Raw genomic sequence first — 26,630 nt, forward strand, 5'->3', positions numbered from 1 at the left:
GTCAGGCGGTGCTCGCGGCGCGCTCCCCGGCCACCGTCGCGTGCCGGCGGCGCACCGGCAGCATCGACGTCGGGTGCGCCACGGTCCAGGCCGCGGCCCGGCAGATCGTCTCCTTGAGACGGGCGGCCGTCCGGCCGGTGACCGCGGACGGCTTCGGCCGGTCGTCCGGGGTCACCCACTGCACGATGGCGTCGCGGCGGCCGAGGCTGATGCACTGGGCGCTGTAGCCGATCTTGTTCGGCGGGACCGGGCGCCCGGTCAGGCGGGCGGCGATCACGTCGGCGGCGTGGTGGGCCGTGGGAATCCCCGAGGCGCAGGACATCCGCAGCGGCGTGCCGCCCGCGCCCCGGGCGAGCGCGGCGTCGCCGACCGCGTAGACGTCGGGGTGCGAGACCGACCGCATCGTGTCGTCGACGACGATCTGCCCGGTCTCGGAGACCTGCATCGTCGTCGCCGCGGCGAGGGGGTGGACGGCGAAACCGGCCGTCCACACGGTCACCTGGGCGGGGATCGTGCGGCCGTCTGCGGTGACCACGCTCGCCGGCTCGACGCGCGCGACGCCGGTGTGCTCGTGCACGGTGATGCCGAGCCGCTCGAACGCCGCGCGCAGGTGGCGCTGGGCCTTCTCGCTCAGCCAGTCGCCGACGCCGCCGCGGGCGGCGAGCGAGACGTCGAGGTCCGGGCGGGCTTCGGCGATCTCCGCGACGGCCTCGATGGCGGTGAGGCCGCCACCGACGACGAGCACGGCTTCACCGGCCGCGAGGCCGGCCAGCCGCGCCCGCAGCCGCAGCGCGGACTGCTTGCCGGCGACGTCGCAGGCGTATTCGGCGACGCCCGGGACGCCCCCGTCGGCGGCGGTGCTGCCCAGTGCGTAGACCAGCGTGTCGTAGGTGATCCGGTCCGGGCCGCCGTCGCCGGTGACGTCGACGGTCCTGTGCTCGGCGTCGACGGCGGTGACCCGGGCCTGCCGCACCCGCACGCCGGTGCCCGCGAAGACGTCGTCCAGCATGCGGGGCTCGAGGTCCTGGCCGGTCGCGAGCTGGTGCATGCGGATGCGCTCGACGAACTCGGAGCCGGCGTCGACGAGGACGATCTCGGTGTCGGCGGGGTGCAGCCGCTTGGCCAGCCGCCCGGCGGCGGTGGCTCCGGCGTATCCGGCCCCGAGAACGACGATCCGGTGCTTCATGGTTTCCCTCATTCCCTCATCCGGTGGGTGTTCGCTGCCTGAACCGGGCAGCGGCACGAAACCTGACAGGGAAGAGCGGTGATCCACGTCACCAATCGCCGTCGAGCGGTTCCCCGTGGTCGAGGGCGGCCCACCGGCGCGTCGCGCGGGCGAGCTTGTCGGGGTTGGCCTGGGCGTGGACGGCCGCGATGCCGTCGGTGGTCACGTCCAGGGAGAAGACGCCGACGAGCCGGTCGCCGACCGTCATGACCAGCGCCGGCCTGCCGTTGGCGACCGTGGCGAACAGGTCGGGCCTGCCGCCGACCATCTCCCACTTGGCCGCGGTGGGCTTGAACAGCCCGCGCAGGAACCTCGCCACCCGCAGCGCGCCGCTGATCGGCTGCGGGATCGAGAAGACCACGCCGCCGCCGTCGCCCACGCTGACGACGTCGTCGGTCAGCAGCCGGACCAGCGAGTCGGTCCGGCCGCTCAGTGCCGCGGCGAGGAACTCCTCGACGATCTTGCGGGCCGCGGCCGCGTCGACCTCGACCCGGCGCCGGTCGGTGGCCAGGTGCTGCTTGGCCCGCCGGTAGATCTGCTGGCAGTTCGGCTCGGTGAGGTCGAGCACCTCGGCGATCTCGGCGTGGGCATAGCCGAACGCCTCGCGCAGCACGTACACGACGCGTTCCTTGGCCGAGAGCCGTTCCATCAGCGTGAGCATCGCGATCGAAACCGACTCGCGCTGCTCGACCGTGTCGGCCGGGCCGAGCATGCGGTCGCCGGCGAGGACCGGCTCGGGCAGCCACTGGCCCACGTAGGTCTCCCGCTTGGCCCGTGCCGAGGTGAGCCGGTTGAGGCAGATGTTGGTGAGCACCTTCGTCAGCCACGCCTCGGGCGTCTCGACGAGCTCCCGGTCGGCGGACTGCCAGCGCAGGAACGTGTCCTGCACCGCGTCCTCGGCGTCGGACGCCGACCCCAGCAGGCGGTAGGCGATGGCCTCCAGCCGCGCCCTGGCCCCCTCGAACAGCTCGACCTCGTGCGCGCCGACCAGCATGGCCCCAAGCTACACCGGGGACGCTCAGCGCATCGCGCGCTGACGGCGGCGGAAGACCAGCGGACGGCGGCACCCTTCCCCGGTCCGCGCCAGCAGGATCACGCCGAGGACGGCGACCGCGGCGGCGGGCGCCCAGACCACGGCGTGGCCGGGTTCGAGCCGTTCGCCGATCAGCAGCCGGGCGGCAGGCACGGCGGCCAGCGGGTCGAGCAGGGTCAGCGCCGGCAGCGACCACGACAGGCTGCCCCGCGAGTAGGCCTGCTGGGCGGCCCACTGGGCGGCGATGGCCGAGACGAGCGCCGCCCACAGCGCGGGACCGGTCACGGTGTGGAGGAAGCCGCGTTCGCTGAAGCTCTTCAGCGCCGTCGAAATCAGCACCGCGGCCACGCCGGCGGCGATGCCCGCCGAGGCACCGCAGGCCAGGGCGCCTCGCGGGCCGCGGCCGAGCCGGCTGCACCCGGCGACCAGGGCCACCACCAGCAGCACCGCGACGGCGACCGCGCCGGGCGAGGGCAGCTGCCCGCCGGTGCCGCGGGCCGGGTGGGCCGCGGTCAGGAACCCGGCCAGCCCGGCGCAGGTGCACGCGGCACCCAGCACCTCCAGCCGGGCCGGCAGGCAGTGGTCGCGCAGTGACCGGATGCCCATCGCGATCACCAGTGCCCCCGCGAGCAGCGGCTGCACGATCGCCACCGGCGCCAGCGCCAACGCGGTCACCTGCAGGAGCGTGCCGAGCACGGTCGCGCTCTGCCCCACCACCCAGCCGGGCTTCGCGACCAGCTGACGCAGCTCCAGCCGTCCCGACGACGTGCTGCGTGACGCGGCCTCGTGCTGCAGGACCGAGCCCACCGCGAACATCCCGGCCGCCGCCACGGCCACGGCGGTTCCCGGCAGGAAGGCAGCAACCCCAGCGGGGACGTGAACCGGCACGACCGACGCATACCCGCGCCGGACCGCGCGCACACCACCGGTCACCGGTTCGGCCGCCGGTGTCTACCCTGGAACGGGCCATCGAGAGCGGACTGGTGCGAAAGTGACGACGACGACAACGGGTGACATCGAGAAGGCGGCCGGGGTGCTGCGGGCCGGTGGCCTGGTCGCCCTGCCGACCGAGACCGTCTACGGGCTGGGCGCCGACGCCGGGAACCCCGCCGCCGTCGCGCGCGTCTTCGCGGCCAAGGGACGCCCGCCGTCCCACCCGCTGATCCTCCACGTCAGCGGCGCGGACCGGCTGGCGGGCTGGGCCGCCGACGTCCCCGGGACGGCGCGGCTGCTCGCCGAGCGCTTCTGGCCGGGCCCGCTCACGCTGGTCCTGCGGCGCGGGGCCCGGGTGCCGCTGGCAGCGACCGGCGGGCTGGAGACGGTGGCCGTGCGCGTGCCCGCGCACCCCGTCGCGCTCGCGCTGCTGACGGAGTTCGGCGGCGCGGTCGCCGCCCCGTCCGCCAACCGCTTCGGCTCGGTCAGCCCGACGACGGCGGACGACGTCCGCGCCGAACTCGGCGGCGCCGTGGACTTCGTGCTGGACGGCGGCCCGTGCACCGTGGGCGTCGAGTCGACCATCGTCGACGTCACCGGTGACACGCCGAGCATCCTGCGTCCCGGTGGCGTCACCCGCGAGGACCTGGAAGCGGTACTGGGCCGCCCGGTCGCGGAGGGCACGGCGAGCCGCATCCGCGTGCCGGGCCAGCACCCCTCCCACTACGCGCCGAACGCGCGGGTGGTCCTCGTCGAGCCGGAGAACCTGCTCGCCGAAGCGCGGGCCGCGCAGGAACAGGGCCACCAGGTGGGGGTCTTCCTGCCGCCGTCACTGGCGGACGCCCCGGTGAAGGCGCACGCCGTCGTGGCGGTCCCGGAGCCGGACGACGACTACGCGCGCCGGTTGTACGGGTTCCTGCGCGAGCTGGACCGGCGGGGGTGCGACCTCATCCTGGTGTCGCTGCCGGCGGAGGCGGGCCTGGGCGCGGCGATCGCCAACCGGCTCCGCCGCGCCGCCGGACCGCGGACCTCCGCCTGAGGATTCAGGACGCCGAGCCCGCGGTCACGTCGAGACCGCGGGTCGCCACCACGTCCGCGCGGCCGTCGGCCAGCCGGTAGCGCAGGCCCACGACCGCGGTCCGCCCGGCCTCGACCTGCTCGGCGAGCACCCGCGAGCGTTCCAGCAGCAGGTCCACCGTGAGCCGGACGTGCTCGGCGAGGATCTCGTCGGCTTCCACGCGACCCGCGGCCCGCGCGGCGAGCACGCTCGGCGTCACGCGCTCGACGACGTCGCGGATGAACCCGGCGGGCGTCTTCCCGTCTTCCAGCGCGGCGCAGGCGGCGCCGACCGCGCCGCACGAGTCGTGGCCGAGCACGACCACCAGCGGGCAGTCCAGCACCGCCACGCCGTACTCGATGCTGCCGAGCACTTCCGCGCCCGCGACGTGGCCCGCGGTGCGCACCACGAACAGGTCGCCGAGGCCGCGGTCGAAGATGATCTCCGCCGCCAGCCGGGAGTCGGAGCAGCCGAACAGCACCGCGAACGGACGCTGGCCCGGCGCCACCTCGGCGCGTCGGGCCGCGTCCTGGTTCGGGTGGTCGGGCGAGCCCGCCACGAACCGCCGGTTGCCGGCGAGCAGCAGGTCGAAAGCTTCTGCGGGGGACAGGGAGTCGATCTCGGCCATAGCCGAAGCCTAAGCCAAAGCCGGCGGCCGGGCACGGCCGCCGAGAGCCATAACACCTGCCATAACACCGTCCGGTTTTCGCCGTTCGTAGGTGGTTGGGGAGTTGCCGGCGGCGGAAGGTGTGCCTCGCGCATCCCCTCCCCGTCGTGAAGGAGAAATCCATGGTCATCGCGTTCGACAGAGGAAGGCCGGTCGTGGCGGTCGTCTGCGGCGTCGTCGTCACGACGGCCGCGCTGGTGCTGGCCCCGGCCGCGCAGGCGGCGCCCGCCGCGCCGGTGCCGAACGGCCTGACGCTGACCCACCCGCTGGCCGACAACAGCCACTTCAGGCTGGGCGCGGCGCCGCGGGCGGCGACGACGGCCGCGGTCAGCCTGAACTACAGCCAGCAGGTGCAGCAGAACGACGAATGGTGCTGGGCGGCCGACGGCGCGAGCATCGAGCAGTTCCACGGCGCGCCGACGTCGCAGGAGGAGTTCTGCGCGGCGGGCAAGGGCACCAGCCCCGGCTACTGCCCGAACGAGGCCGCGCAGATCGACGAAATCGTCAACGGCTTCCACGGCACCGGGTTCTCCGCCGAGAGCGCCGGCGGCGCGGTGTCGTTCTCGACGATCACCCAGCAGATCGACGCGGGCGACCCGGCGCTGACCGGCATCTACTGGAGCACCGGCGGCGGCCACGCCGAAGTGATCTACGGCTACGACGCGGCGAACCGGTCGATCGACGTCGGCGACCCGTGGCCCACCTACCAGCGGTACCGCACCCAGTCCTACGACGACTACCTGCAGAACAGCCAGTTCACGTGGGGCGACACCGTCGTCGGCATCGCCGGGCGGTGACCGTGACCAGGTCTGCGTGGTGCGTCCTGGCCGCGGCACTGCTCGGGCTGGGCTCACCCGGCGCGGCCACCGCGGTGGCGCCGGTGTGGGTGCCGCTGACGGCCGACCGGCTTGCGGCGGCGGTCGCGGCCGCCCACACGCCCGAGGCGATCGGCTACGCCCGGACCAACCTGCGCAGGCCTGGCCGGCCCGAGCCCGCCGGGATCACCGTGGCCGCCACGGGGATCCCGGCGTACACGCTGGACCCGGCGTTCGTCCGCGGCGACGGAACGGGCCCGGCGGCGGTCCTCGCGTACGTCGCCGTCGTGGCCCGCGCCGCCGACGGCCGCACCACGACCATCGAAGCGACGCCGGCCGCAGCTGGCTGGCGGGTCACCACCGCCCTCTCGGGCGATGACGAGACCCGGCTCGCCCGCGAGCTGCGCCCGGGCACGGTGCTGCTGAGCGAGCCGCAGATCAACGGCTGGTACGAACTGGGCCCCGGCGGCGTCCGGCTGCTGCGCGCCAGCCTGCCCCAGAATCCGGTGGGCGCGCTGGTCCCGCTGACCGAGTACCAGCACCAGGTCCACGACCGGTACGCGGACAAGCAACCCGGTGCCGCGCGGTCCCCGGCTTGGCCGTGGTGGTCGGCCGCGGGTGCCGCCGTCGCGGCCGCGGCGGTTTTCGGGCTGCGCCGGCTTCGCACGGCGTCGCGGTCGTAGTGCTCAGTTCCGGCTGCGGCCGGTGTCCGGGGATGACGGCGCCGGTCAGGCGAACAGCCCGGCGACGCCGACCGCGTAGAGCACGAGGACGACCAGCGAGTCCACGCCCATCCGCAGGATCCGGCGCCGGGGGCGGAACAGCAGCCCGGCCGCGTAGACCAGCGTGAGCAGGGCGGCGAGGGCGGTGAGGTAGATGTCGCTGCGCTGCGCCTGCGGCAGGACGGCCTTCCCGGAGAGCAGCGTGGCCGGCAGGAACAACACCGGGAGGAACGCGTTGCCGCCGAAGATGTCGCTGACGGCGAGCTGGTAGTCGCCGTTGCGGACCGACGTGAGGCCGGTCGAGACCTCGGGCAGGGACGTCGCGGCGGCCAGCACGGTGGCGCCGAACAGGACACCGGACAGGCCGATGCGGTCGGCGATGGCGTCGCCGCTGCGCTCCAGGACGACGCCGGCGAGCAGGGTCACGACCGCCGCGCCGGCGAAGATCAGCGCCGACTTGGCGGTGCTGGTGCCCTTCGCGCCGGCCGTCCGCTCGGTCTGCCGGGTCTTGTGCCCGCGCGGGCGGTCCTGCCCGTCCGGTGGCTCCCCGGACTCGTGCCACGGGAGTGCCCGGCCGGCCCGGCGCAGCAGGAACAGGCCGGCGACCCACAGGACCGCGATCAGGACGGACCCGGGGGACAGCCGCAGGAAGACGAGCCCGGCGGGCAGCTGGCTGCCGGCCACGACGACGGCCAGGACCGCGACGACCAGGGCCGCTTCCAAGACGAGCACCAGGGACGCCGCCCGGTAGGTCAAGGGCCGGTCGCCGCGGACACCGGCCGCGTCGAGCACGACGAGGACCACGGTCTGGATGGCGATCCCGCCCAGGATGTTCCCGACGGCGACGCCGACGTTGCCCGACAACGACGCCGAGACGACGATCGCGATCTCCGGCAGGTTCGTGGCGATCGCCAGCAGGATCAGCCCGCCGAGTGCCGAACCGAGGTGCAGGCGGACCGACAGCACGTCCGTCTGGTCGGACAGCTGGATCCCCGCGACCCAGATGGCGCCGGCGGCCCCGGCGAAGATCAGCAGGAGCCAGGGCAGCGGCAATCCGGACACTCGGCCTCCCCTTCGGTACGAGGCTCGCCGGATACCCGCCGCGCGCCCGGCCAACCACGGGCCGGCTCGTACGGTCGAAATCGATGACAAATCGATGCGGCTGGTCTAGGGTCGCCCTCGACGGAGGGAGGCGTGGGTGACCGGCACCGACGGCGCGGAAGCGGCTCTCACCGTGCGGCGCATCACCCTGCCCGACGCGGTCGTGGTCACCGCGGCGGGCGAGCTGGACCTCGCGACCGCCCCGGCGCTGCGGCGCCACGCCCTGGCCGCGCTGGACCGGCGGCCGCCGGCGCTCATCGTCGATCTCGACGGCATCCGGTTCTGCGGCTCGGCGGGCTTGCAGGTCCTCGCCGAGCTGGTGTCGGCGACCGGCGGCGCGGGCCTGCCGTTCGCCGTCGTGACCGGCCGGCCCGCCGTCCTGCGCACGATCCGGCTCACCCGGCTCGACGCAGCGCTCAGCCTGCACCCGACCGTGGACCGGGCCCGCACCTGGTTTCGCGATCGGCCAGACCGATGAGGAATCGATGCGCGTGGCGCAAGAGATGACCGGAGGCTGAAGTCCGGCAGGCGCCCGCCCGGCCGCGGGTACCGTAGGCTGCGGTGCCGGTTCGACCGAGGGATGCCACCGTGACTGCCGTGAACCGCTCCCATCCGGCGCGGGCCGCCGACCAGGTGGCCGCCGCCGTGGCCGACACCGCCGAGCTGCTCGAGATCTTGTTCGAGCGGGCGCGTGACGCGTCGCCGAGGCCGCTGTCGGTGTCGCAGGTCCGCGCGGTCGTCGCGCTCGACCGGTACGAAGGGCTGAACCTGCGGACGCTGGCGGAGCTGCTCGGTTCCACCCCGCCGCTGGCGAGCCGGTTGTGCGACCGGCTGGAAGCCGTCGGTTTCCTCGAACGGCTCCCGCATTCGCGCAACCGCCGTGAACTGGTCCTGCGGCTCAGTGACAGCGGGCGCGCCTACCTGCAGGATCTGCGGGCGCGGCGCCGGGAAAGGCTGCACGCCGTCCTCGCCGCGCTGACCGACGGCGAACGTGCCGGCCTCGCCACCGGGCTGCGCGCGTTCCAGGCGGCGGCGAACCGTGACCTCGCGGAGCGTGACAACCGCGCGGCGGCCCAGTAGGGTAACTATTGTCATACGACAACTGACCTGGGTCCGCCCGGCGGACGAGGTCAGCTCTGTGCCCGCGGTTCAGCCGTCAGCCGTGGCCCCACAGCGTCGTTCCGCACCCGGTCGACCCAGCCGGCTTCCACCCGGAGCGCAGCTCATGGACCAGCCATTCCCGTCCGGGCTGGCCATCGCCGTGAAGACTTTCGACGACGTCGCGGTGGTGTCCGTGGCCGGCGACGTGGACCACGACGTGCGGGCGATGCTGCGGGAGACACTCGCGGTGGCGCTCGTCCGGCGCCCGCGGGCGGTGGTGGTCGACCTGGCGGAGGTCCGGTTCTTCGGCTCGACCGGGCTGTCGGCGCTGGCGTGGCTGCACCAGGCCGCGGAGACGGCGGCCATCGAGGTCACGCTGGTGGCGACGCAACGCAGCGTGCTGAAGCCGTTGACGATCACCCGCCTGGACACGCTGTTCCCGATCCACCCGACCGTGACGGCCGCACTGGGCAGGCACGGCCGGCAGCAGGTGGCCCAGGAGTGCGGCGACTAGCGCGTGTCTGACAATGCGTTGGTCCAGGTGATCACGGCGTGCAGGACGACCGCTGATCGGTAGGCGATGGCGGGCTTGTCGTAGCGAGTGGCCAGCCCTCGCCACTGTTTGAGCAAGTTGAAGCGTCGTTCGACGACGTTGCGGCCGCGGTGGTCGACCGGGTCGAAGGCGGGCGGACGCCCGCCGCCGGAACCACGTCGCTTGCGGTGCCCCTGCCTGGTCGGCCAGTCCGGGGATCACGGCGGTGATGCCGCCGTCCCGCAGGTGTCGGCGGATCGCGGGTGAGGAGTAGGCCGTGTCGCCACGGACCCGGTCAGGCCGGGTGCGGGCACGAGCGCGGCCAGCCCCGAGGGACGTGCAGATGCTGCTTGAGGTGCGGGAACGTCGGCGCGTCTGCGGCCTGGCCGGGTCCGGCCAACGTCACCAGCGGACGGCGGTGCACCGTGGTGTTCCAGCCGCCGCGGGAGCGGCCGATCGCGTGGTCAGGCGGCTCGGTGCGCTGTTCGGTGTAGTTCGACCCAGCCCCTTGTGGGGCGGGTGATGGTGGTGGCGTGCTGATGTGCCCGGGCGATCGTGGAATGCACCGACACCGACCAATCCATCAAGCCCGCCGCGTCCGCATCGGTGAGCAGGCGTTCCAGGACGGTGTCCAGGTGCCGTCACCGGCCATCCTCCGGTGCCAGGTTCAGATCGTCTGCCACGGACCGAACACCGCCGGGACATCCCGCCACGGAATCCCGCACCGGTACCGGTAGATGATCCCCTCGACCATCGCCCGCGCATCCGAGAACGGACGTCCCCGCTCACCGGTCCGGACCGGCAGCAGATCCTCGATCAACGCCCACTGACCGTCTGAAAGCAACTGAAACCGCGACCCGACCGGCAGCATCCCAGCCACCAGCCGAAACTTTTGCCGGACACGCTCTAGCCGGACACCCGGCGGATGGCGAGCACGACGGTGTCGTCGGCGTGCAGGACGACGTCGTGCATCCGGGTCACCAGCTCCGCCGGCAGCGTGCCGGTCGGGTGCCGGGCGTGCGCGCGGGCCTGGGCCAGCAGGCGGCCCAGGCCCTCGTCGAGGTCGCGGCGGCCTTCGATCAGGCCGTCCGTGTACAGCAGCAGCGTGTCGCCCGGGCCGAGTGTGTGGTGGACCAGTTCGCGGCTGCCCGGGTCGGGGAACCCCACGCCGCGGCCGACGACCTCGCTGCGCAGCAGCTCGGCTTCGCCGTCGGCGGTCACCAGGACCGGCGGTGGATGGCTGCCGTTGGCCAGCGTCAGCTTCCCGGTCGCCGGGTCGACGCGGGCCAGCAGCACGGTGGCCATCAGGCCGGGCTCGATCGCGGCCAGCGTTTCGGACGTGCGGGCGATGAGGCCGGCGAACGGGTGGCCCTCCAGGGCGAGGGTGCGGATGGCGTGGGTGACGGTGAGGGCGTGCCGCGTCGAGGTGACGCCGTGGCCGACCGCGTCGACCAGGGTCACGTGGACCTGCCCGCCGGGCAGGACGAACCAGTCGTAGAGGTCGCCACCGGTGGGGGAGTCCTGCTCGGTCGGTGAGTACTGGACCGCCAGCTCGAGACCGGGCACCGCCGGTGGCGGCGGGCGCAGTGCGTCTTCGAGTTCGCGGAAGATGACCGCGTGCGCGCGGCGGAGCTGTTCGTCCCGTTGCTCCAGCTCGACGTACATCGCCAGCACGCCGCTGTTGGTTTCGGCCAGCTCGTGCTTGAGCTCCCGTTGCTCCTGGGCGAGGGCGTCGGCGCGGGCGATGAGCGCGAGCATCTCCTCGCGGGTGGCCGCGTCCTCGTCGGCCGGCGCCGGGTGCGGGCCGGCTCCCGAGGCGAGGTGCCAGGTGAGCGTTTCGCCGTCTCCGGCGTCGGGCAGCAGCGGCAGCGCGTTGCGCCGGGCCTGCCCGACCGGTTCCGGGAGCCGGAACGTGACGGCCAGCCGCCGGTCGGCCACGGCCGTCTCGACGTGCACGTCCCGGCCGGCCTCGATGACCGGTTCGGCGAGCAGGGTCGCCGCGAGGACCAGCCGGGCGCGGTCCCCGGCGGGCACCCCCGCTTCGCCGCAGGCGGCGCGGAGCCGGCGGCGGATCCGGGCGAGCTCGGGCCGCATCAGGTGATCCGGTCGGGGTGCAGGGCGAGCACGGCGGCGTCGTCACGCGGGTTGCGGTGGTGGTGGGCCAGCTCGGCCGCCAGCAGCAGCGCGTTGCCCGCCCACGCCGGGCCGGTCCGCCAGCCCGGGTCGATGCCGTCGGTGTGCAGCACGACGAGGTCGCCTTCGGCGAGCGCGGTCTGGCGGACCTGGGCGACCGGCAGGGTGAACCCGACGATCCCCGGGATGCTGAGCAGCAGCCCGGACCGGCCGGATTCGTGCAGTGTCGTCCCGCTGATGTTGCCGACGCCGCAGAACTCGAGCCGCCGCGGCGTGACCCGCGCCAGCGCGATCGCGGCGCCGCGGGTGCCGCGCAGGGCCCGGTGCATGTTCGCGAGCTGGTGGCTCGGTGGCCGGTCCGGGTTCTGCGCGAACACCTCGACCGCGCGGCCGGCGGCTTGCGCGGCGTCGGGCCCGTGGCCGAGCCCGTCCGCGACGAGCGCGGTCCAGCCGCCGGTCGTCGGCGCGACGGCGATCGCGTCGCCGCACTGGCTCTCCCCGCTGCGCGGCAGGCAGAAGTGCGCCATCGCGGCGGCCTGGCCCACCGGTGTCCCCGGTGCCAGCACGCGGGCGGCGGCGAGCGTGCCCCGGCCCGGTGCCGAGCGGATCCGGAACACGGTGGCCATCCGGCTGACCGCGCCGAGGCCGGTGCCGAGGGTCGCGGTGGTCGTGTTGCCGTCGAGCAGCCAGTGCTCGACGTCGGCCATGCCGGGGCCGTCGTCGGCGGCCAGGACGTCGACGCCGAGCCCGGTCGTGGCCCGCTGCACGACCACGGATCCGTTCACCGCGTGCTTGTCCAGGTTGCCGGCCAGTTCCGAGGTGACCACGGCGGCGCGTTCGGTCAGCACGTCGGGCAGCCCGGCCGCCCGGCCGGTCTCGCGGGCGGCGCGGGTGGCGGCGTACACGGCGCTGACGTGGTCGACGCGCACGTGCCGCGACGGCGGCGGCACCACGACGCCGCTCACGGCTTCCAGCGCACGACCGTCACGGTGGTGCCGCGCCCGGGTGCGGTGTCGAGGTGGAACTCGTCGACGAGCCGGCGGGTGCCGCCGAGACCGTGGCCGAGCCCGGCGCCGGTGCTGAACCCGTCGGTCAGCGCCTGGTCGACGTCGGGGATGCCGGGGCCGTCGTCGCGGACGCGCAGCCGCAGCCCGACCCGGCCGTGGTCGCGCAGCGGGGTGATGGTCATGGTGCCGCCACCGCCGTGGATGTAGGCGTTGCGGACCAGTTCGCTGGCCGCGGTGACGATCTTGGTCTGGTCGACGATGGAAAAGCCGGCGGCGACGGCGGCGGCCCGCACGGCGTGGCGGGCGGTGAGCAGGTCTTCTTCGGCCCGGATGCGGTGTTCTTCGGGCGGGATGTCGTGCTCGGGGCCGGTGAGCTCGTCAGGGAGCATGAGCCGCCTCTTCGCCGGCCTTGCCGGGGCGGCGCCAGCCCAGCAGTTCCATGGCCTGTTCGGCGTTGAGCGCGGTTTGCACGCCGGTGAGCCGCAGCCCCAGCTCGGTCAGCGTCAGGGCGACGGCCGGGCGCATTCCCGCCACGATCATCCGGGCGCCGAGCAGCCGGCCGGAGTCGGCGAGCTGCATGAGGACGCGGGCGACGAAGGAGTCGATGATCTCCAGCCGCGAGATGTCGATGACGACTCCGCGGATGCCCTCGGTGGAGATCCGCGCGGTCAGCTCGTCGGTGAAGGCGAGGGCGGTCTTGTCGTCGAGGTCGCTGAGCAGGCCGCTGAGCAGGACGTCGCCGAGCCGCAGGATCGGCAGGCCGGCGTTCACCCGGTCACCGCGCCGGGACGGCTGCCGTGCTCGAGCATCTGCAGCGCGGTGGCCAGCGCGTCGGCGAGCGAGCCGCGGGTGAGGATGTGGGACAGGTCGATGCCCAGCTGGGTGATGGTCTGCGCGATGGAGGGGCGGATGCCGCTGATCACGCATTCCGCGCCCATCAGCCGGACGGCGCTGACGGTTTGCAGCAGGTGCTGCGCGACGGCGGTGTCGACCGTGGGGACGCCGGTGATGTCGATGATCGCCACCCGCGCCTGGTTGGCCTGGATCGCTTCGAGGAGGCTGGTCATCACGACCTGGGTGCGGGCGCTGTCGAGCGTGCCGATCAGCGGGACCGCGAGGACGTGCCGCCACAGCTGCACGACCGGGGTGGACAGCTCGAGCATCTGGCTGTTCTGCTCGCGGATGATGCGTTCCCGGCCGGTGGAGTAAACCGCGAAGCTGAGCACTCCGGCGCTGTCGAGCAGCTCGTTGACCAGCAGCGCGGCGCGGTAGCGCAACGCGGAGTCGGCGGTGTGGCGTTCGATCGCGCCGAGCATCGTGCGCTTGAGCGCGAGGATGGCCATGGCGGTGGCCGACGGCTCGGCGCCCGCGCGGGCCCGCCGTTCCGACAGCGACGTCAAGGCGTCACGCACCGCTGGGTCCTGCTCGACGATCCGGCCGATCGGGACCGTGCGGCCCAGCGCGGCGCGCAGCGCCTCCACCAGCTCGGTGGCCTCACGGCGCAGGTCGCGTTCACCTTCGGACGCGCCCGGGTCGTCCAGCTGCTGCCGGACCCAGTCCGCCACCAGGGCGGCGCGGTCTTCGTCGAGAGTCTGTGCCACCAGCTCGCGGACGGCGGCATCGTCGGTCCCCGGCACCGGGTCCTCCTGCGGTCGGGGGCGCGCTCTGCTGTACGCCGGTGGACTGTTGTCATGCAACAATTTTGGAGGGTACCGGGGTCAGGCCGGGAGTTCGCGCCGACCCGTCGGTGTCCCCCACCCCGGCGGCACCGATCCACGGGCTCCACTCTGGCATCCCTATGCTGGACCGGCAGCACAGCTCACGGGATTCGCCGTAGACCGGCACGCCGGAGCGGCGCAGACTCGACAGACCGACCGGCGCCGCCGTGGTGCCCGGCGGCGGTGAGCAGGAGGCGGCGTTGGACAGATCCCTGGCGGTGGAGCGCCGGTTGCGTGACGTTCCGCCCCACGACCTGCCCGCCGCGCTGCGGTCGGCGCTGGCCGAGCACTTCGGCGCCGAGGCGGTCGAGCTGCTGATGGCCGACTACGCCCTCACCGAGCTGTGCCAGGTCAGCACCCTGCCGTACACGAACGAGCCGATCCCCGTCGAGGGCACCACGCCCGGCGATGCGTTCGTCGCCCAGGCGGCGACGTTCTCCCGCGACGGCGAGAAGGTGACCGGCTACCTGCCCGTGAGCGTGCGCGGCGACCGCCTCGGCGTCCTGGCCGTCACCTTGCCGGCGGAGCCGGAGCCACCCGTCTGGGCGGAGCTCGAGCGGTTCGCCGAGGCGGTGGCGCACGAGCTCTTCGTGGCCGACCGCGACACCGACCTCTACATCCAGGCGCGGCGCTCGTCGCGGCTGACCCTGGCCGCCGAGATGCAGTGGCAGCTGCTGCCCGGGCGTGCCTGCACCCGCCCGGAGTTCGCGCTCGGCGGCCAGCTCGAACCGGCGTACGCGATTTACGGCGACTGCTTCGACTGGTCGGCGTCGGCGCAGAAGCTCGCCGTCACCCTGGTCAACGGCATGGGCCAGGGCGCCGAAGCGGCCTTGCTGACCAACCTCGCGGTCAACGCGCTGCGCAACGCCCGCCGCGCCGGCGTCGGCCTCGACGCCCAGGCGGAGCTCGCGGACCAAGCCATCTACGCGCACTACAGCGGCGCGCAGCACGTGGCCGCGCTGCTGCTGCAGTTCGATCTCGGAACCGGCCTGGTCGACGTCGTCGACGCGGGGTCGCCCCGGCTGTGGCGCCTGCGCGACGGCAAAGCCGAACGCGTGGAGTTCGAGGAGCAGCTCCCGCTGGGCTCGTTCGAAGACACGGTGTACACGACCCACCGTTTCCAGGCCCTCGACGCCGACCGGTTCGTCTTCGTGAGCGACGGCGTGTACGACGCGGTAGGCCCGCACGGCGAGCTGTACGGCGACCGCGAACTGGCCCAGGCGGTAGTGGTGACGGCGGACCTCCCGGCGGCCCACGTGCCGGGCGCGATGCTGCGTGAGCTGAGCACCCGCCGCCACGGAGGCCAGGCCGAGGACGACGCGATGGTGGTGTGCCTGGACTGGTTCGGCCCGACCCCGCTCCCGGGGAGGGGCAACAGCGCCCCGGTGACGGCGGCCCGGTAGCCCGCTCACTCAGGCGCTCCGATGCCGGAGGGCCCGCCTGCACGTCTGCCCGCGCGGCGGCGACCGTCTGCCCGCGGGCGGCCAACTCACGTTCGTTCCGGGAATCCGTACGCGACGGCCATTCCGGTTTCCTCGGCGGCACGGTCCGGTGAGCGGGTCCGCCGTGGCAAGACGCGAAACGGCCCCTGCCATGTTTCGTTGGCAGGGGCCGGGTTTGCGTGTTCGAACAGTGTGCCCTCGGCAGGATTCGAACCTGCGACACCTGCCTCCGGAGGGCAGTGCTCTATCCCCTGAGCTACGAGGGCCCATCGCTGGGCGACTCCGAAAGCTTAGCGCATCCTCCGCGGCCCTCGCGGGCAGGTGGCCTCACCGGCGAACCCGCTGGTCGGAGCCGGGAAGTTGATCCTTTCGGCGGGTCGTCGCTAGCGTGGGAAGCCCACCTGGAGGAGCCCGAATGGTCAAGCCGTTCCCGGTGCCGCTCGACGAGGCCGATGTCGCCGATCTGCGGGAGCGGCTTCGGCGGACTCGGTGGCCCGAGGCCGAGACCGTCGATGACTGGTCGCAGGGTGTGCCGCTGTCCTACGTCCGGGAACTGTGCCGGGACTGGGCCGAGGAGTACGACTTCGGGTTCGCCGCGCGGCTCAACGCCTTTCCGCAGTTCCGGGCCGAGGTCGACGGGGTCGGGCTGCACTTCGTGCACGTCCGCTCGCCCGAGCCCGATGCCCTGCCGCTCGTGCTGACCCATGGCTGGCCGGGGTCCGTCGTCGAATTCCTCGACGTCTTCGGGCCGCTCAGCGATCCCGCGAAGTACGGCGGCGACCCCGGTGACGCCTTTCACGTCGTCGCGCCGTCGCTGCCCGGCTTCGGGTGGAGTGACAAGCCCGCCCTGAAGATCGGCCGGGTCGCCGAGCTCTTCGACCGGCTCATGCAGGAGCTCGGCTACGACCGCTACGGCGCCCAGGGTGGCGACTGGGGCGCCGCCGTGGCGAACGCGCTCGCGCGGTCCGGGCGGGTGGCCGGCGTGCACGTCAACTTCGCTCCCGTGCGGATGGCCGGGGACGATCTGACCCCCGAGGAGCGTCAGGCCCTCGCCGACCTCGAAGAGTTCCGGCGGACCGGCGGCGGCTACTCCGCCCAGCAGGGCACGCGGCCGCAGACGCTCGGGTACGGCCTGACCGACTCGCCCGCCGGTCAGGCCGCCTGGATCGCCGAGAAGTTCTGGGCCTGGACCGACAACAAGGGCCACCCCGAGGACGCCGTCGACCGGCAGAAGATCCTCGACGACGTCTCCGTCTACTGGTTCACCGCGACGGCCGCTTCCTCGGCGCGGATGTACTGGCAGAACACCGAGCGCGATCTGTCCACAGTAGACGTCCCGGCCGGGATTTCGGTGTTCCCCAAGGAGATCGTGCGGCCTTCGCGGCGGCAGGCCGAGCAGCGCTACACCGACCTGCGGTGGTTCGAGCAGCTGCCGGTCGGCGGGCACTTCGCCGCGCTCGAACAGCCCGGGCTGTTCGTCGAGCAGGTCCGCGGCTTCTTCCGGCTGGTCCGCTGACCCGGCGATTTTCCGGCGCCGAAGCGTAACCGGTCCGCCTGGCGGGAAACCCCGCCTGGTGGATTGGTCGGCGCGGCGGGTCCGCGGTAGCTTGCGGGTGGTGAACTTAGGCTGCCCTCTGTTGCATATATGCGCATTCGACTATATGTTGGGCGTCGACGCGGAAGCGGGAACGGAGGCGGAATGGGACACGGCCACGGACACGGGCACGCGATCGCCCCGGCGAGCGCGTCCGGCCGGTACGTGCGGAGCCTGAGCATCGCGCTGGGCGTCGGCGCCGGCTTCATGGTGCTCGAGTTCGTCGTCGGCTTCACCACCGGCTCGCTGGCCCTGATCTCCGACGCCGCGCACATGTTCACCGACGTCCTCGGGGTCGGCATGGCGCTGACCGCGATCATCCTGGCTCGCCGCACCGGGCCGACGGTCAGCCGCACGTTCGGGCTCTACCGCGCGGAGGTGCTGGCCGCGCTCGCCAACGCCGTCCTGCTCTTCGGCGTCGCGGGCTACGTCCTGGCCGAGGCCATCGGGCGGATCAGCGACCCGCCCGCGGTGCCCGGCCTGCCGGTGCTGCTGGCCGCGACGGCCGGTCTCGTGGCCAACATCGTGTCGTTCGCCGTGCTGCGCTCGGGCGCGAAGGAAAGCCTCAACGTCCGGGGCGCGTACCTCGAGGTGCTCGCCGACCTGGTCGGCTCGGTCGGCGTGCTGGTCAGCGGCGCGGTGACGCTGCTGACGGGCTGGCGCTACGCCGACCCGATCATCGGTGTCGCGATCGGGCTGTTCGTGCTGCCCCGCACGTGGACGCTGGCCCGGCGGGCGCTGCGGATCCTCTTCCAGCACGCGCCGCACGGCGTCGACGTCGGAGCGATCAACGCCGAGCTCGCCGCGCTGCCGGGCGTGGCCGACGTGCACGACCTGCACGTCTGGACGCTGACCTCGGGCATGGAGGTCGCATCGGCGCACCTGACGCTCGCCCCGCCCGCGAAGCAGTCCGACGTGCTGACCGACGCGCAGAACCTGCTCGCTTCGCGCTACTCGATCGAGCACGCGACGCTGCAGGTGGAAGCGCCGCAGTGTGCGCGACGCTGCCAGGAACTCTCGTGGTGACGCGCCGGTCCTAGGCCGGCAGCGGCTGCGCGCCCCGGGCCGAGAGCATCAGCTTCATCTGGTCCATCTCCGCGCCCTGCGACGTGAGGATGCTGTTGACCAGCGCCTTCAACGCCGGCAGCGACGAGTGGGCCGCCGCGTACCGGGCCATCGCCGTGCCGCCCTGGTGGTGGCGGAGCATCAGCTGCAGGAAGTACACGTCGAGCTCCTTGCCCGACAGCGAGCGCAGCTTGGCCAGCTCGGCCTCCGTCGCCATGCCCGGCATCAGCACCCCGGCGCCCGGGTTGACCGACGACGGCGCCATCGACATGCCGTCGTGCCCGGCCATCGGCTCCGTCATCCACTTCATCGGCGCGCCGATCGCCTGCTCCGGCTGGTCCCACAGCATGAGCCAGCCCTTCATGCGGCCGACCTGCTCGAGCTGGGTGCGCTCGATGTCGAACGCCAGCTGGCGGATCTCCGGGTCGGTGGAGTGGTCCCGCGCCCAGCCGGCCATCGTGACGGCCTGCAGGTGGTGGGTCGACATGTCCTGCGCGAACCCGACCTCGACCGACCCGGCCGCGGGCACCGCCGCGGCCGGCTCGTCGACGGCCCTGGTCAGGAACATCCCCGCGGTCCCGCCGATCAGCAGGACCGCGAGCAGCGTCCCGCCGATGATCACCCAGCGCGACCACGTCGGCTGCTCGGTGACGACGCCGGGCTCTTCGGAACTCACTTGGACGGCGTGGCCGAGGGCGCGGGGGCACCGGAGGAGGGCTGCTGGTTCATGCCGCCCTGCTCGTTCTGCGCGCCGGCGGTGCCCTTGTAGTCCATCGGCTTCGCGTCCGGGCCCGGCTTCGACGGGTCGAACGGCGGCGGGTTGTCCGGGTCGAACTGGCCGGGGCCGAGCGCGTCGCAGGACGCCCCGACCTCGGGGTAGACGCCGTTCGGGTTGCTGCGCAGCGCCGCGATGAACTCGTCGATGCGGGGGTCGTTGGCGTCGTCGAGCTTCAGCTGGTGGCCCCACGACTGCAGCGAGATCGGCTTGTCGAGGCCCGGGTAGGGCGACATCATCGTGAACGGCTTGCCCTGGACGCGGACCTTCAGCAGGTTCAGCGCGTCACCGGTCACCTGCTGCGGGTTGTAGGCGATCCAGACGGCGCCGTGCTCGAGCGAGTGGACCATGTTCTCGGTCCGGACCGCGTTCGGGTACACCGTGCCGGTGCAGGTGGCCCAGTAGCCGTCGTGCGGGCCGCCGAACGGCGGGGTCTTGTCGTAGGCGACGCGCTCGGTCGGGAGCACGTGCACGCTGCCGGTGTAGTTCGCGGTGACGACCCCGGGGATGCGCTTGGAGGGATCCGGGTCGGACGCGGTCGGCGCGAACGAAGCGGCGGCCTGCTCGCGGCCGGCCTGCTCACGCTTCGGCGCGGACTGCACCATGTAGTAGATGATCACCGAGGCGGCCAGCGCCACGATGGCGACCACGGCGATGATCGTGCCCCAGGGCGTGCCCTTCTTGGTGACGACGGAACCGCGGGCCGCCTTCACCGCCGACCCCTTTTTCCGAGTTGTCCCGTTCGCCATGGCTCCCGCGTTCTCCCTCTGGTGGCTGCGGACGGATTCCCGCCCGGGCCAGTGTAGAGACCACGCGTCTGATCACCGTAAACGCCTCACACACCTACCCGCCGTGACGTGTTCGAGACCGATGCAAGCGCCGGACCAGGGCACACCTAGAATTCGGCAAGTGACTCCCGCCGCTCTCGCCGACCTGGTCCGCAGCTCCGCCGTGCAGGTACTGACCGCACGCGGCATCGACGACGCCGTGCTGCCGGAGCAGGTGACCATCGAACGCCCGCGCAACCCCGACCACGGCGATTACGCGACGAACCTGGCCCTGCAGGTGGCCAAGAAGGCCGGGCTGAAGCCGCGCGAGTTCGCCGAGGCGCTGGCCGAGGCCGTCTCGGCCGACGACGGCGTCGCCTCCGCCGAGGTCGCCGGCCCCGGCTTCCTCAACTTCCGGCTCGCCGCCGCAGCACAGGGCGACATCGTGCGGCAGGTGCTCGAAGCGGGCACGGCCTACGGGCGCGGTGACGCCCTGGCCGGCACCAAGATCAACCTCGAGTTCGTCTCGGCCAACCCGACCGGCCCGATCCACCTCGGCGGCACCCGCTGGGCCGCGGTCGGCGACGCGCTGGGCCGGGTGCTGGCCGCGCAGGGCGCCGACGTCACCCGCGAGTACTACTTCAACGACGCCGGCGCGCAGATCGACCGGTTCGTCCGGTCGCTGATCGCCGCCGCGAAGGGCGAGCCCGCGCCCGAGGACGGCTACGCGGGCGGCTACATCAACGACATCGCCGCCGCCGTCCTCAAGCAGGAGCCGAGCGCGCTGTCGCTGCCCGAGGAGCAGCGGCACGAGACGTTCCGCCGGATCGGCATCGAGCTGATGTTCGGCGAGATCAAGCAGAGCCTGCACGAGTTCGGCACCGACTTCGACGTCTACTTCCACGAGGATTCGCTGCACAAGTCCGGCGCGGTCGACGCGGCCGTCCAGCAGCTGAAGGACTCCGGCAACCTCTACTTCGAAGACGGCGCCTGGTGGCTGCGCTCCACCGAGTACGGCGACGACAAGGACCGCGTCGTCATCAAGCAGGACGGCAACCCGGCCTACATCGCCGGCGACCTGGCCTACTTCAAGGACAAGCGCAACCGCGGCTTCGACCTGTGCATCTACATGCTCGGCGCCGACCACCACGGCTACATCGCCCGGCTCAAGGCCGCCGCGGCGGCCTTCGGCGACGACCCGGCGACGGTCGAGGTGCTGATCGGCCAGATGGTCAACCTGGTCAGCGACGGCAAACCGGTGCGGATGTCCAAGCGCGCGGGCACCGTGATCACCATGGAGGACCTCGTCGAGGCCGTCGGCGTCGACCCGGCCCGCTACGAGCTGATCCGCTACTCCGTGGACTCCACTTTGGACGTCGACCTGGACCTGCTGCGCAAGCACTCCAACGACAACCCGGTCTACTACGTCCAGTACGCGCACGCGCGGCTGGCGTCCCTGCAACGCAACGCGGCCGACCTCGGCATCAAGTCCGGTTCGGACGTCGACTTCGGACTCTTGACGCTGCCCGCCGAGGGCGACCTGATCCGCACCATCGGCGAGTTCCCGGAAACCGTGCGCCGCGCCGCCGAAATGCGGGAACCGCACCGGATCGCGCGCTACCTCGAAGAACTCGCGGGCGCTTACCACAAGTTCTACACCGTGGGCCGCGTGCTGCCCATGGGCGACGAAGAGGCGACCCCTCTGACGCACGCCCGGCTCGCGTTGTGCGAGGCCGCCCGCCAGGTGCTGGCGAACGGCCTCGCGCTGCTCGGTGTCTCCGCTCCGGAACGGATGTAAGAAATGGCGCACCCCGCGGGCCCCAGGCACGCCGACGTCTACCCCCACGCCGACACCTCCGGGCTCCAGCCTTCCGGTGCCGAAGAACTCGACAAGCTGCCCGCGAAAGTGTGGCCCCGCAACACGTTCCGCGCCGCCGACGGCGTGGTGCGGATCGCCGGGGTCGACCTGCGCGAGCTGGCCGAAAAGCACGGCACGCCGCTGTTCGTCGTCGACGAGGCCGACTTCAAGTCCCGGTGCGCCGACTACGCGGAGGCGTTCGACGACCCGTCGCTCGTGCACTACGCGTCGAAGGCGTTCCTGTCCATCGAGATCGCCCGCTGGGTGGCCGAGCAGGGCCTGAGCCTCGACGTCTGCAGCGGCGGCGAGCTCGCCGTGGCGCAGCGCGCGGGCTTCCCGGTCGAGCGGATCACCTTCCACGGCAACAACAAGTCACCCGCCGAGCTGGAAGCCGCCGTCGTCGCCGGTGTCGGCACGGTGGTGCTGGACTCGTACTTCGAGATCGCCCGGCTGGCCGACATCGCCGCCCGCCACGACGCCGTGCAGCCGGTGCTGATCCGGGTCACGGTCGGCGTCGAGGCGCACACCCACGAGTTCATCGCGACCGCGCACGAGGACCAGAAGTTCGGCTTCTCACTGGCGTCGGGCGACGCCGCCGAGGCGGTGCGCCGGGTGCTCAACGCGCGTTCGCTCAAGCTCGTCGGCCTGCACAGCCACATCGGCTCGCAGATCTTCGACGCCGACGGCTTCGAGGTCGCCGCCCGCCGCGTCGTCGGCCTGCTCGCCGACCTGGCGAAGGAGCACGGGCCCGAGCTGCTCGACCAGCTGAGCCTGGTCGACCTCGGCGGCGGCTTCGGCATCGCCTACACCGAGAAGGACAACCCGCCGCCCCCCGCGCAGATGATCACGCAGATCCGCGAGATCGTCCGCAAGGAGTGCGCGTACGCGGGCCTGCCGGTGCCGCGGATCGCGGGCGAGCCGGGCCGCGCGATCGCCGGTCCCGGCACGGTCACCCTCTACGAAGTCGGCACCATCAAGGACGTTTCGCTCGGCGACGAGTCGGCGCGGCGGTACGTCAGCGTCGACGGCGGGATGAGCGACAACATCCGGACCGCGCTGTACGACGCGGTCTACGACGTCCGGCTGGTGTCCCGCTCGGCGGCCGACAACGAGCAGCCGGTCCAGGCCGTGCTGTCCCGGGTCGTGGGAAAACACTGTGAGTCCGGCGACATCGTCGTACGAGACTGCTGGCTGCCCGACACGCTGGCTCCCGGCGACCTGCTGGCGGTCGCGGCGACCGGTGCGTACTGCTACTCGATGGCGAGCACGTACAACCGGATGCCCCGCCCGGCCGTGGTCGCCGTGCGCAACGGCAGCTCGCGGCTGCTGCTGCGGCGGGAGACGACCGACGACATGCTGCGCCTGGAGGTCTGAGTCACAGTGTCTGCTGCAGAAGGCCGTCCGATCAGGGTCGCGCTGCTCGGCTGCGGGACCGTCGGCGGCGAGGTCGCCCGGCTGCTCACCGAGCAGGCCGGCGAGCTGGCCGCGCGGGCCGGCGCGCCGGTCGAGCTGGCCGGCATCGCGGTCCGCCGCCCGGACAAGCACCCCGAGCTGCCGCCGGAGCTGCTGACCGCCGACGCCGAGAAGCTCGTCACCAGCGACGACGTCGACGTGGTGGTCGAGCTGGTCGGCGGCATCGAGCCGGTGCGCGGCTGGCTGCTCGCCGCGCTCGAGGCCGGGAAGTCGGTCGTCACGGCGAACAAGGCGCTGCTGGCCGAGCACTCCGCCGACCTGTTCGAGGCGGCCGACGCCGCGGGCGCCGACCTCTACTTCGAGGCCGCGGTCGCCGGGGCGATCCCGCTGCTGCGCCCGCTGCGCGAATCACTGGCCGGCGACCGGATCACGCGCGTGATGGGCATCGTCAACGGCACCACGAACTACATCCTGTCCGCGATGGACTCCACCGGCGCCGGCTACGCCGAGACGCTCGACGAGGCCAGCCGGCTGGGCTACGCGGAGGCCGACCCGACCGCCGACGTCGACGGCTACGACGCCGCGTCGAAGGCCGCGATCCTCGCATCGCTGGCCTTCCACACCCGCGTGACCGCCTCGGACGTGCACCGCGAGGGCATCGCCGACGTCACGGCCGCCGACCTCGCCGCGGCCCGGATGCTCGGGCGCACGGTGAAGCTGCTGGCCATCTGCGAGCGCGTGACCGACGACGACGGCGTCGAGTCCGTCTCGGCCCGCGTGCACCCGGTGATGATCCCGCGCAGCCACCAGCTGGCCGGCGTCGGCGGCGCGTTCAACGCCGTGTACGTCGAGGCGGACGCCGCCGGCGAGCTGATGTTCTACGGCCAGGGCGCGGGTGGCGCGCCGACGGCGAGCGCGGTGCTCGGCGACCTCGTCGCGGTGGCCCGCAACCGGGTCGTCGGCGGGCGCGGCCCGCGCGAGTCCGCGCACGCGGCGCTGCCGGTACGGCCGATGGGCCAGACGCCGACCCGCTACCACGTCAGCCTGTCCGTCGCCGACCGCGCCGGCGTGCTCGCCCAGGTGGCGCAGGCCTTCGCCGCGCACGGCGTGAGCATCGCGGCCGTGCGGCAGAGCGACGTCGGCGACCGCGCGAGCCTCGTCGTGGTGACGCACCAGGCGCCCGATGCGGCGTTGCAGTCCACTGTGGACGAAATCGGCCGGCTCGACGTCGTCCACGAAGTTGTCAGCGTGATGCGGGTGGAAGGCGAAGACCAGTGATCAGGCACCCCTGGCCCGGGCTCATCGAGGCGTACCGGGACCGCGTCCCGGTCCCGGACGGGGCGCGGGTGATCACCCTCGGGGAGGGCAACACGCCGCTGCTGCCCGCCCACCACCTGTCGGAGCTGACCGGCTGCGAGGTGTACCTGAAGGTCGAGGGCGCCAACCCGACCGGCTCGTTCAAGGACCGCGGGATGACCGTGGCCATCACGCACGCGCTCGCCAGCGGGCTGAAGGCGGTGATCTGCGCGTCGACCGGCAACACGTCCGCCTCGGCCGCCGCCTACGCCGCCCGCGCCGGGCTCACCTGCGCGGTGCTGGTGCCGCAGGGCAAGATCGCCATGGGCAAGCTCGCCCAGGCCGTGCTGCACGGCGCGCGGATCCTGCAGGTCGACGGCAACTTCGACGACTGCCTCGAGCTGGCCCGAAAGACCGCGAACGACTACCCGGTCACCCTGGTCAACTCGGTCAACCCGGTGCGCATCGCGGGCCAGAAGACCGCGGCGTTCGAGATCTGCGACGTGCTGGGCACGGCGCCGGACATCCACTGCCTGCCGGTCGGCAACGCGGGCAACATCACCGCCTACTGGGCGGGCTATTCGGAGTACGCGGCCGACGGTGTGGTGAAGAACACGCCGCGGATGTTCGGCTTCCAGGCGGCCGGCGCGGCGCCGCTGGTGCACGGCGAGCCGGTGCGCGACCCGGACACGATCGCGACGGCCATCCGGATCGGCAGCCCGGCGTCCTGGACGGCGGCGGTCGCGGCGAAGGACGCGTCCGAAGGGCTCTTCGAAGCCGTGACGGACGAGAAGATCCTCGAGGCGTACCGGCTGCTCGCGGGCCGCGAAGGCGTGTTCGTCGAGCCCGCCTCGGCGACCAGCGTCGCGGGCTTGCTGGCCACGGCCGCCGACGGCAGGCTCCCGGGGGGTTCCCGGGTCGTCTGCACCGTCACCGGCCACGGCCTGAAGGACCCGCAGACGGCCCTGGCGGGCAACGTCGAGGTCGAACCCCTGGCGGTCGACCCCTCGGCGGTCGCGGCCGCGCTGGACCTGCCGTGACCCCCGGCTCGCCAGCGCCCCAAGGCGGCCTTGGTTGCGTCTCACGCACCGAAGGCCGCCTTGGTTGCGTCTCACGCACCGAAGGCCACATTGGGGCGCTGCGGTGAGCGGCGGGTTCCGGGTCACCGTTCCGGCGTCCACCGCGAACCTGGGTCCCGGCTTCGACGCGTTCGGGATGGCACTGGGCCTCCACGACGTCGTCGAGGTGCAGGTCACCGACGGCGGCCTCAAGGTCGAGGTGGCCGACGCGGGCGCGGGCGGGGTCGAGGACGTCCCCACCGACGAGACCCACCTCGTCGTCCGCGCCATCCGGAAGACCTGCGCGCACCTCGGCGTCGAGCCGCCCGGGCTGCACCTGCGTTGCTTCAACGCGATCCCGCACGCGCGCGGGCTCGGTTCGTCGGCGGCCGCCGTGGTCTCCGGCGTCGCCGCCGGGTACGCGCTGGCCGGACGGGAACTCGACGCGTTCGACGCCCTGCAGCTGGCCGCGGGCTTCGAAGGGCACGCCGACAACGCCGCCGCCAGCCTGTTCGGCGGCCTGGTGCTGGCCTGGTGCGAAGGTGACCAGTTCCACACCGAGCGGCTGACACCCCACCCGTCGATCCGGCCGGTCGTGGCCGTGCCGTCGGAGCGTTCGGCCACCGCGACCACGCGCGGCCTGCTGCCACCGGCCGTCCCGCACGCCGACGCCGCGCACAACGCCGGCCGCGCCGCGCTGGCCGTGCACGCCCTGACCGCGAAGCCCGAGCTGCTGCTCGCGGCCACCGAGGATCGCCTGCACCAGCACTACCGTGCCCCCGCGTACCCGGCGAGCACCGAGCTGGTGGCGACGCTGCGTGCACAGGGCGTGCCCGCCGCCATCTCCGGGGCCGGTCCCACGGTGCTCGCGCTGACGACCACGGGAATACTTCCCGCGGGGGCCGGCGTTGAAGGCTTCGACGTCTTCGAGCTGGCCGTGGATCTCACGGGTGTGCAGGTTGCGGCTCAGTAAAGGCTGGGTCACGTGCCCGCCGCCACGCCCGCCACGCGGGGGGTGGTTGTTGCACCCGGAACCGCCGCGGTCTACCCTCGGGGGCGTTCGATCACCGTGCGTTTCCGCACCCGATGCCGGTCCTCTGGGATCGCATCCTTCGTTGATCCGCCGAATCCGCACCGCCTGGCACGCGGGGTAACGCGGAAGGACGCAGGCGGGTTTCCGGTCTCGGCGGTGCCGAATTCCGCATCCTCCGTTTGGAGGACGCAAACCCCTGTGGTGGAGGCGCTCCAGCTGTGTTCCGCACGGCCGAAGAGCTCATCTCGCGTATCGGGGGGCAACTACGCCGGTTCGCGATCAGAA

At 72.9% G+C, this 26,630-nt stretch carries 27 protein-coding genes and 1 tRNA gene; 14 read left to right on the top strand and 14 right to left on the bottom strand.

Annotated features, from left to right (window positions below; genetic code table 11):
• Position 1: 1 nt before the first annotated feature.
• The 3 genes from BT341_RS13505 to BT341_RS13515 all read right to left on the bottom strand — a co-directional run bounded on the left by BT341_RS13505 (position 2) and on the right by BT341_RS13515 (position 3,095).
• Complete coding sequence (locus BT341_RS13505; protein WP_072476630.1) at positions 2-1,186, bottom strand: NAD(P)/FAD-dependent oxidoreductase; 1,185 nt, start codon at positions 1,184-1,186, stop codon at positions 2-4.
• Positions 1,187-1,274: 88 nt separating this feature from the next.
• On the bottom strand, positions 1,275-2,219 hold the full coding sequence (locus BT341_RS13510; protein ID WP_072476631.1) for an RNA polymerase sigma-70 factor: 945 nt from the start codon (positions 2,217-2,219) through the stop codon (positions 1,275-1,277).
• Between the two features lie 24 nt (positions 2,220-2,243).
• A complete protein-coding gene (locus BT341_RS13515) occupies positions 2,244-3,095 on the bottom strand; it encodes a DMT family transporter (RefSeq protein WP_245804957.1) in 852 nt (283 codons plus the stop codon).
• A 154-nt stretch (positions 3,096-3,249) separates the two neighbouring features.
• On the opposite strand from BT341_RS13515, the gene BT341_RS13520 reads away from it, so the two are divergent.
• Positions 3,250-4,230, top strand: coding sequence for an L-threonylcarbamoyladenylate synthase (locus tag BT341_RS13520; protein ID WP_072476632.1), 981 nt, complete (start codon positions 3,250-3,252; stop codon positions 4,228-4,230).
• Between the two features lie 4 nt (positions 4,231-4,234).
• On the opposite strand, the gene BT341_RS13525 is transcribed toward BT341_RS13520, so the two are convergent.
• Complete coding sequence (locus BT341_RS13525) at positions 4,235-4,876, bottom strand: carbonic anhydrase (RefSeq protein ID WP_072476633.1); 642 nt, start codon at positions 4,874-4,876, stop codon at positions 4,235-4,237.
• Positions 4,877-5,037: 161 nt separating this feature from the next.
• Between BT341_RS13525 and BT341_RS13530 the strand changes: the two genes are divergently transcribed.
• Positions 5,038-5,712, top strand: a complete 675-nt coding sequence (locus BT341_RS13530) for a papain-like cysteine protease family protein (protein WP_072476634.1) — start codon at positions 5,038-5,040, stop codon at positions 5,710-5,712.
• A gap of 2 nt (positions 5,713-5,714) precedes the next feature.
• Complete coding sequence (locus BT341_RS13535) at positions 5,715-6,413, top strand: hypothetical protein (protein WP_143168546.1); 699 nt, start codon at positions 5,715-5,717, stop codon at positions 6,411-6,413.
• A 45-nt stretch (positions 6,414-6,458) separates the two neighbouring features.
• Here the strand turns inward: BT341_RS13535 and BT341_RS13540 are convergent, their stop codons facing one another.
• The gene (locus BT341_RS13540) at positions 6,459-7,514 is read right to left on the bottom strand and encodes a sodium:calcium antiporter (protein WP_072476636.1); all 1,056 of its coding nucleotides are present in this window, start codon (positions 7,512-7,514) and stop codon (positions 6,459-6,461) included.
• A 136-nt stretch (positions 7,515-7,650) separates the two neighbouring features.
• Here BT341_RS13540 and BT341_RS13545 point away from each other — a divergent pair, with 136 nt between their 5' ends.
• From BT341_RS13545 to BT341_RS13555, 3 genes are all read left to right on the top strand, one after another.
• Positions 7,651-8,031: an STAS domain-containing protein gene (locus BT341_RS13545; RefSeq protein ID WP_072476637.1), complete on the top strand. Its 381-nt coding sequence runs from the start codon at positions 7,651-7,653 to the stop codon at positions 8,029-8,031.
• Between the two features lie 110 nt (positions 8,032-8,141).
• Entirely contained in the window at positions 8,142-8,633 is a 492-nt protein-coding gene (locus BT341_RS13550) for a MarR family transcriptional regulator (RefSeq protein ID WP_245804958.1), read from the top strand.
• 145 nt (positions 8,634-8,778) lie between these two features.
• Positions 8,779-9,168: an STAS domain-containing protein gene (locus tag BT341_RS13555; protein ID WP_072476638.1), complete on the top strand. Its 390-nt coding sequence runs from the start codon at positions 8,779-8,781 to the stop codon at positions 9,166-9,168.
• Positions 9,169-9,853: 685 nt separating this feature from the next.
• Here the strand turns inward: BT341_RS13555 and BT341_RS46400 are convergent.
• The 6 genes from BT341_RS46400 to BT341_RS13590 are packed head-to-tail and all read right to left on the bottom strand — an operon-like array spanning position 9,854 to position 13,963.
• Positions 9,854-10,057 (bottom strand): transposase, encoded by a 204-nt coding sequence (locus BT341_RS46400; protein ID WP_245805311.1) that lies wholly within the window; start codon positions 10,055-10,057, stop codon positions 9,854-9,856.
• Positions 10,058-10,092: 35 nt separating this feature from the next.
• Complete coding sequence (locus BT341_RS13570; RefSeq protein ID WP_072476639.1) at positions 10,093-11,280, bottom strand: PP2C family protein-serine/threonine phosphatase; 1,188 nt, start codon at positions 11,278-11,280, stop codon at positions 10,093-10,095.
• A complete protein-coding gene (locus BT341_RS13575) occupies positions 11,280-12,284 on the bottom strand; it encodes a SpoIIE family protein phosphatase (RefSeq protein ID WP_084742852.1) in 1,005 nt (334 codons plus the stop codon). Before BT341_RS13575 ends, BT341_RS13570 begins: the two co-directional genes overlap by 1 nt.
• Positions 12,281-12,715, bottom strand: a complete 435-nt coding sequence (locus BT341_RS13580) for an anti-sigma regulatory factor (protein WP_072476640.1) — start codon at positions 12,713-12,715, stop codon at positions 12,281-12,283. Before BT341_RS13580 ends, BT341_RS13575 begins: the two co-directional genes overlap by 4 nt.
• Positions 12,705-13,097, bottom strand: coding sequence for an STAS domain-containing protein (locus tag BT341_RS13585; RefSeq protein WP_072476641.1), 393 nt, complete (start codon positions 13,095-13,097; stop codon positions 12,705-12,707). Before BT341_RS13585 ends, BT341_RS13580 begins: the two co-directional genes overlap by 11 nt.
• The gene (locus BT341_RS13590) at positions 13,094-13,963 is read right to left on the bottom strand and encodes an STAS domain-containing protein (protein ID WP_072476642.1); all 870 of its coding nucleotides are present in this window, start codon (positions 13,961-13,963) and stop codon (positions 13,094-13,096) included. Before BT341_RS13590 ends, BT341_RS13585 begins: the two co-directional genes overlap by 4 nt.
• Before the next feature lie 281 nt (positions 13,964-14,244).
• On the opposite strand from BT341_RS13590, the gene BT341_RS13595 reads away from it, so the two are divergent.
• Positions 14,245-15,447 (top strand): PP2C family protein-serine/threonine phosphatase, encoded by a 1,203-nt coding sequence (locus tag BT341_RS13595; protein WP_072481935.1) that lies wholly within the window; start codon positions 14,245-14,247, stop codon positions 15,445-15,447.
• 232 nt (positions 15,448-15,679) lie between these two features.
• Here the strand turns inward: BT341_RS13595 and BT341_RS13600 are convergent.
• Positions 15,680-15,752, bottom strand: a tRNA-Arg gene (locus BT341_RS13600).
• 149 nt (positions 15,753-15,901) lie between these two features.
• Between BT341_RS13600 and BT341_RS13605 the strand changes: the two genes are divergently transcribed.
• Positions 15,902-17,002: an epoxide hydrolase family protein gene (locus tag BT341_RS13605; RefSeq protein ID WP_072476643.1), complete on the top strand. Its 1,101-nt coding sequence runs from the start codon at positions 15,902-15,904 to the stop codon at positions 17,000-17,002.
• 183 nt (positions 17,003-17,185) lie between these two features.
• The gene (locus BT341_RS13610; protein WP_072476644.1) at positions 17,186-18,106 is read left to right on the top strand and encodes a cation diffusion facilitator family transporter; all 921 of its coding nucleotides are present in this window, start codon (positions 17,186-17,188) and stop codon (positions 18,104-18,106) included.
• Positions 18,107-18,116: 10 nt separating this feature from the next.
• Here the strand turns inward: BT341_RS13610 and BT341_RS13615 are convergent, their stop codons facing one another.
• Entirely contained in the window at positions 18,117-18,821 is a 705-nt protein-coding gene (locus BT341_RS13615; protein ID WP_072476645.1) for a DUF305 domain-containing protein, read from the bottom strand.
• Positions 18,818-19,633: a thioredoxin-like domain-containing protein gene (locus tag BT341_RS13620; protein ID WP_072476646.1), complete on the bottom strand. Its 816-nt coding sequence runs from the start codon at positions 19,631-19,633 to the stop codon at positions 18,818-18,820. The genes BT341_RS13615 and BT341_RS13620 overlap by 4 nt, the downstream gene beginning before the upstream one ends.
• A 196-nt stretch (positions 19,634-19,829) precedes the next feature.
• Here BT341_RS13620 and argS point away from each other — a divergent pair, with 196 nt between their 5' ends.
• The 5 genes from argS to thrB all read left to right on the top strand — a co-directional run bounded on the left by argS (position 19,830) and on the right by thrB (position 26,285).
• Entirely contained in the window at positions 19,830-21,485 is a 1,656-nt protein-coding gene (gene argS / locus BT341_RS13625) for an arginine--tRNA ligase (protein WP_072476647.1), read from the top strand.
• A gap of 3 nt (positions 21,486-21,488) precedes the next feature.
• Positions 21,489-22,919, top strand: a complete 1,431-nt coding sequence (gene lysA, locus BT341_RS13630) for a diaminopimelate decarboxylase (RefSeq protein ID WP_072476648.1) — start codon at positions 21,489-21,491, stop codon at positions 22,917-22,919.
• 6 nt (positions 22,920-22,925) lie between these two features.
• A complete protein-coding gene (locus BT341_RS13635; protein WP_072476649.1) occupies positions 22,926-24,236 on the top strand; it encodes a homoserine dehydrogenase in 1,311 nt (436 codons plus the stop codon).
• On the top strand, positions 24,233-25,294 hold the full coding sequence (gene thrC / locus BT341_RS13640) for a threonine synthase (RefSeq protein ID WP_072476650.1): 1,062 nt from the start codon (positions 24,233-24,235) through the stop codon (positions 25,292-25,294). Before BT341_RS13635 ends, thrC begins: the two co-directional genes overlap by 4 nt.
• 103 nt (positions 25,295-25,397) lie before the next feature.
• Positions 25,398-26,285 (top strand): homoserine kinase, encoded by an 888-nt coding sequence (gene thrB, locus BT341_RS13645; protein WP_072476651.1) that lies wholly within the window; start codon positions 25,398-25,400, stop codon positions 26,283-26,285.
• The last annotated feature ends 345 nt before the right edge of the window (positions 26,286-26,630 follow it).

The sequence above is a fragment of the Amycolatopsis australiensis genome, from assembly GCF_900119165.1.
In the GTDB taxonomy this organism is placed as follows: domain Bacteria; phylum Actinomycetota; class Actinomycetes; order Mycobacteriales; family Pseudonocardiaceae; genus Amycolatopsis; species Amycolatopsis australiensis.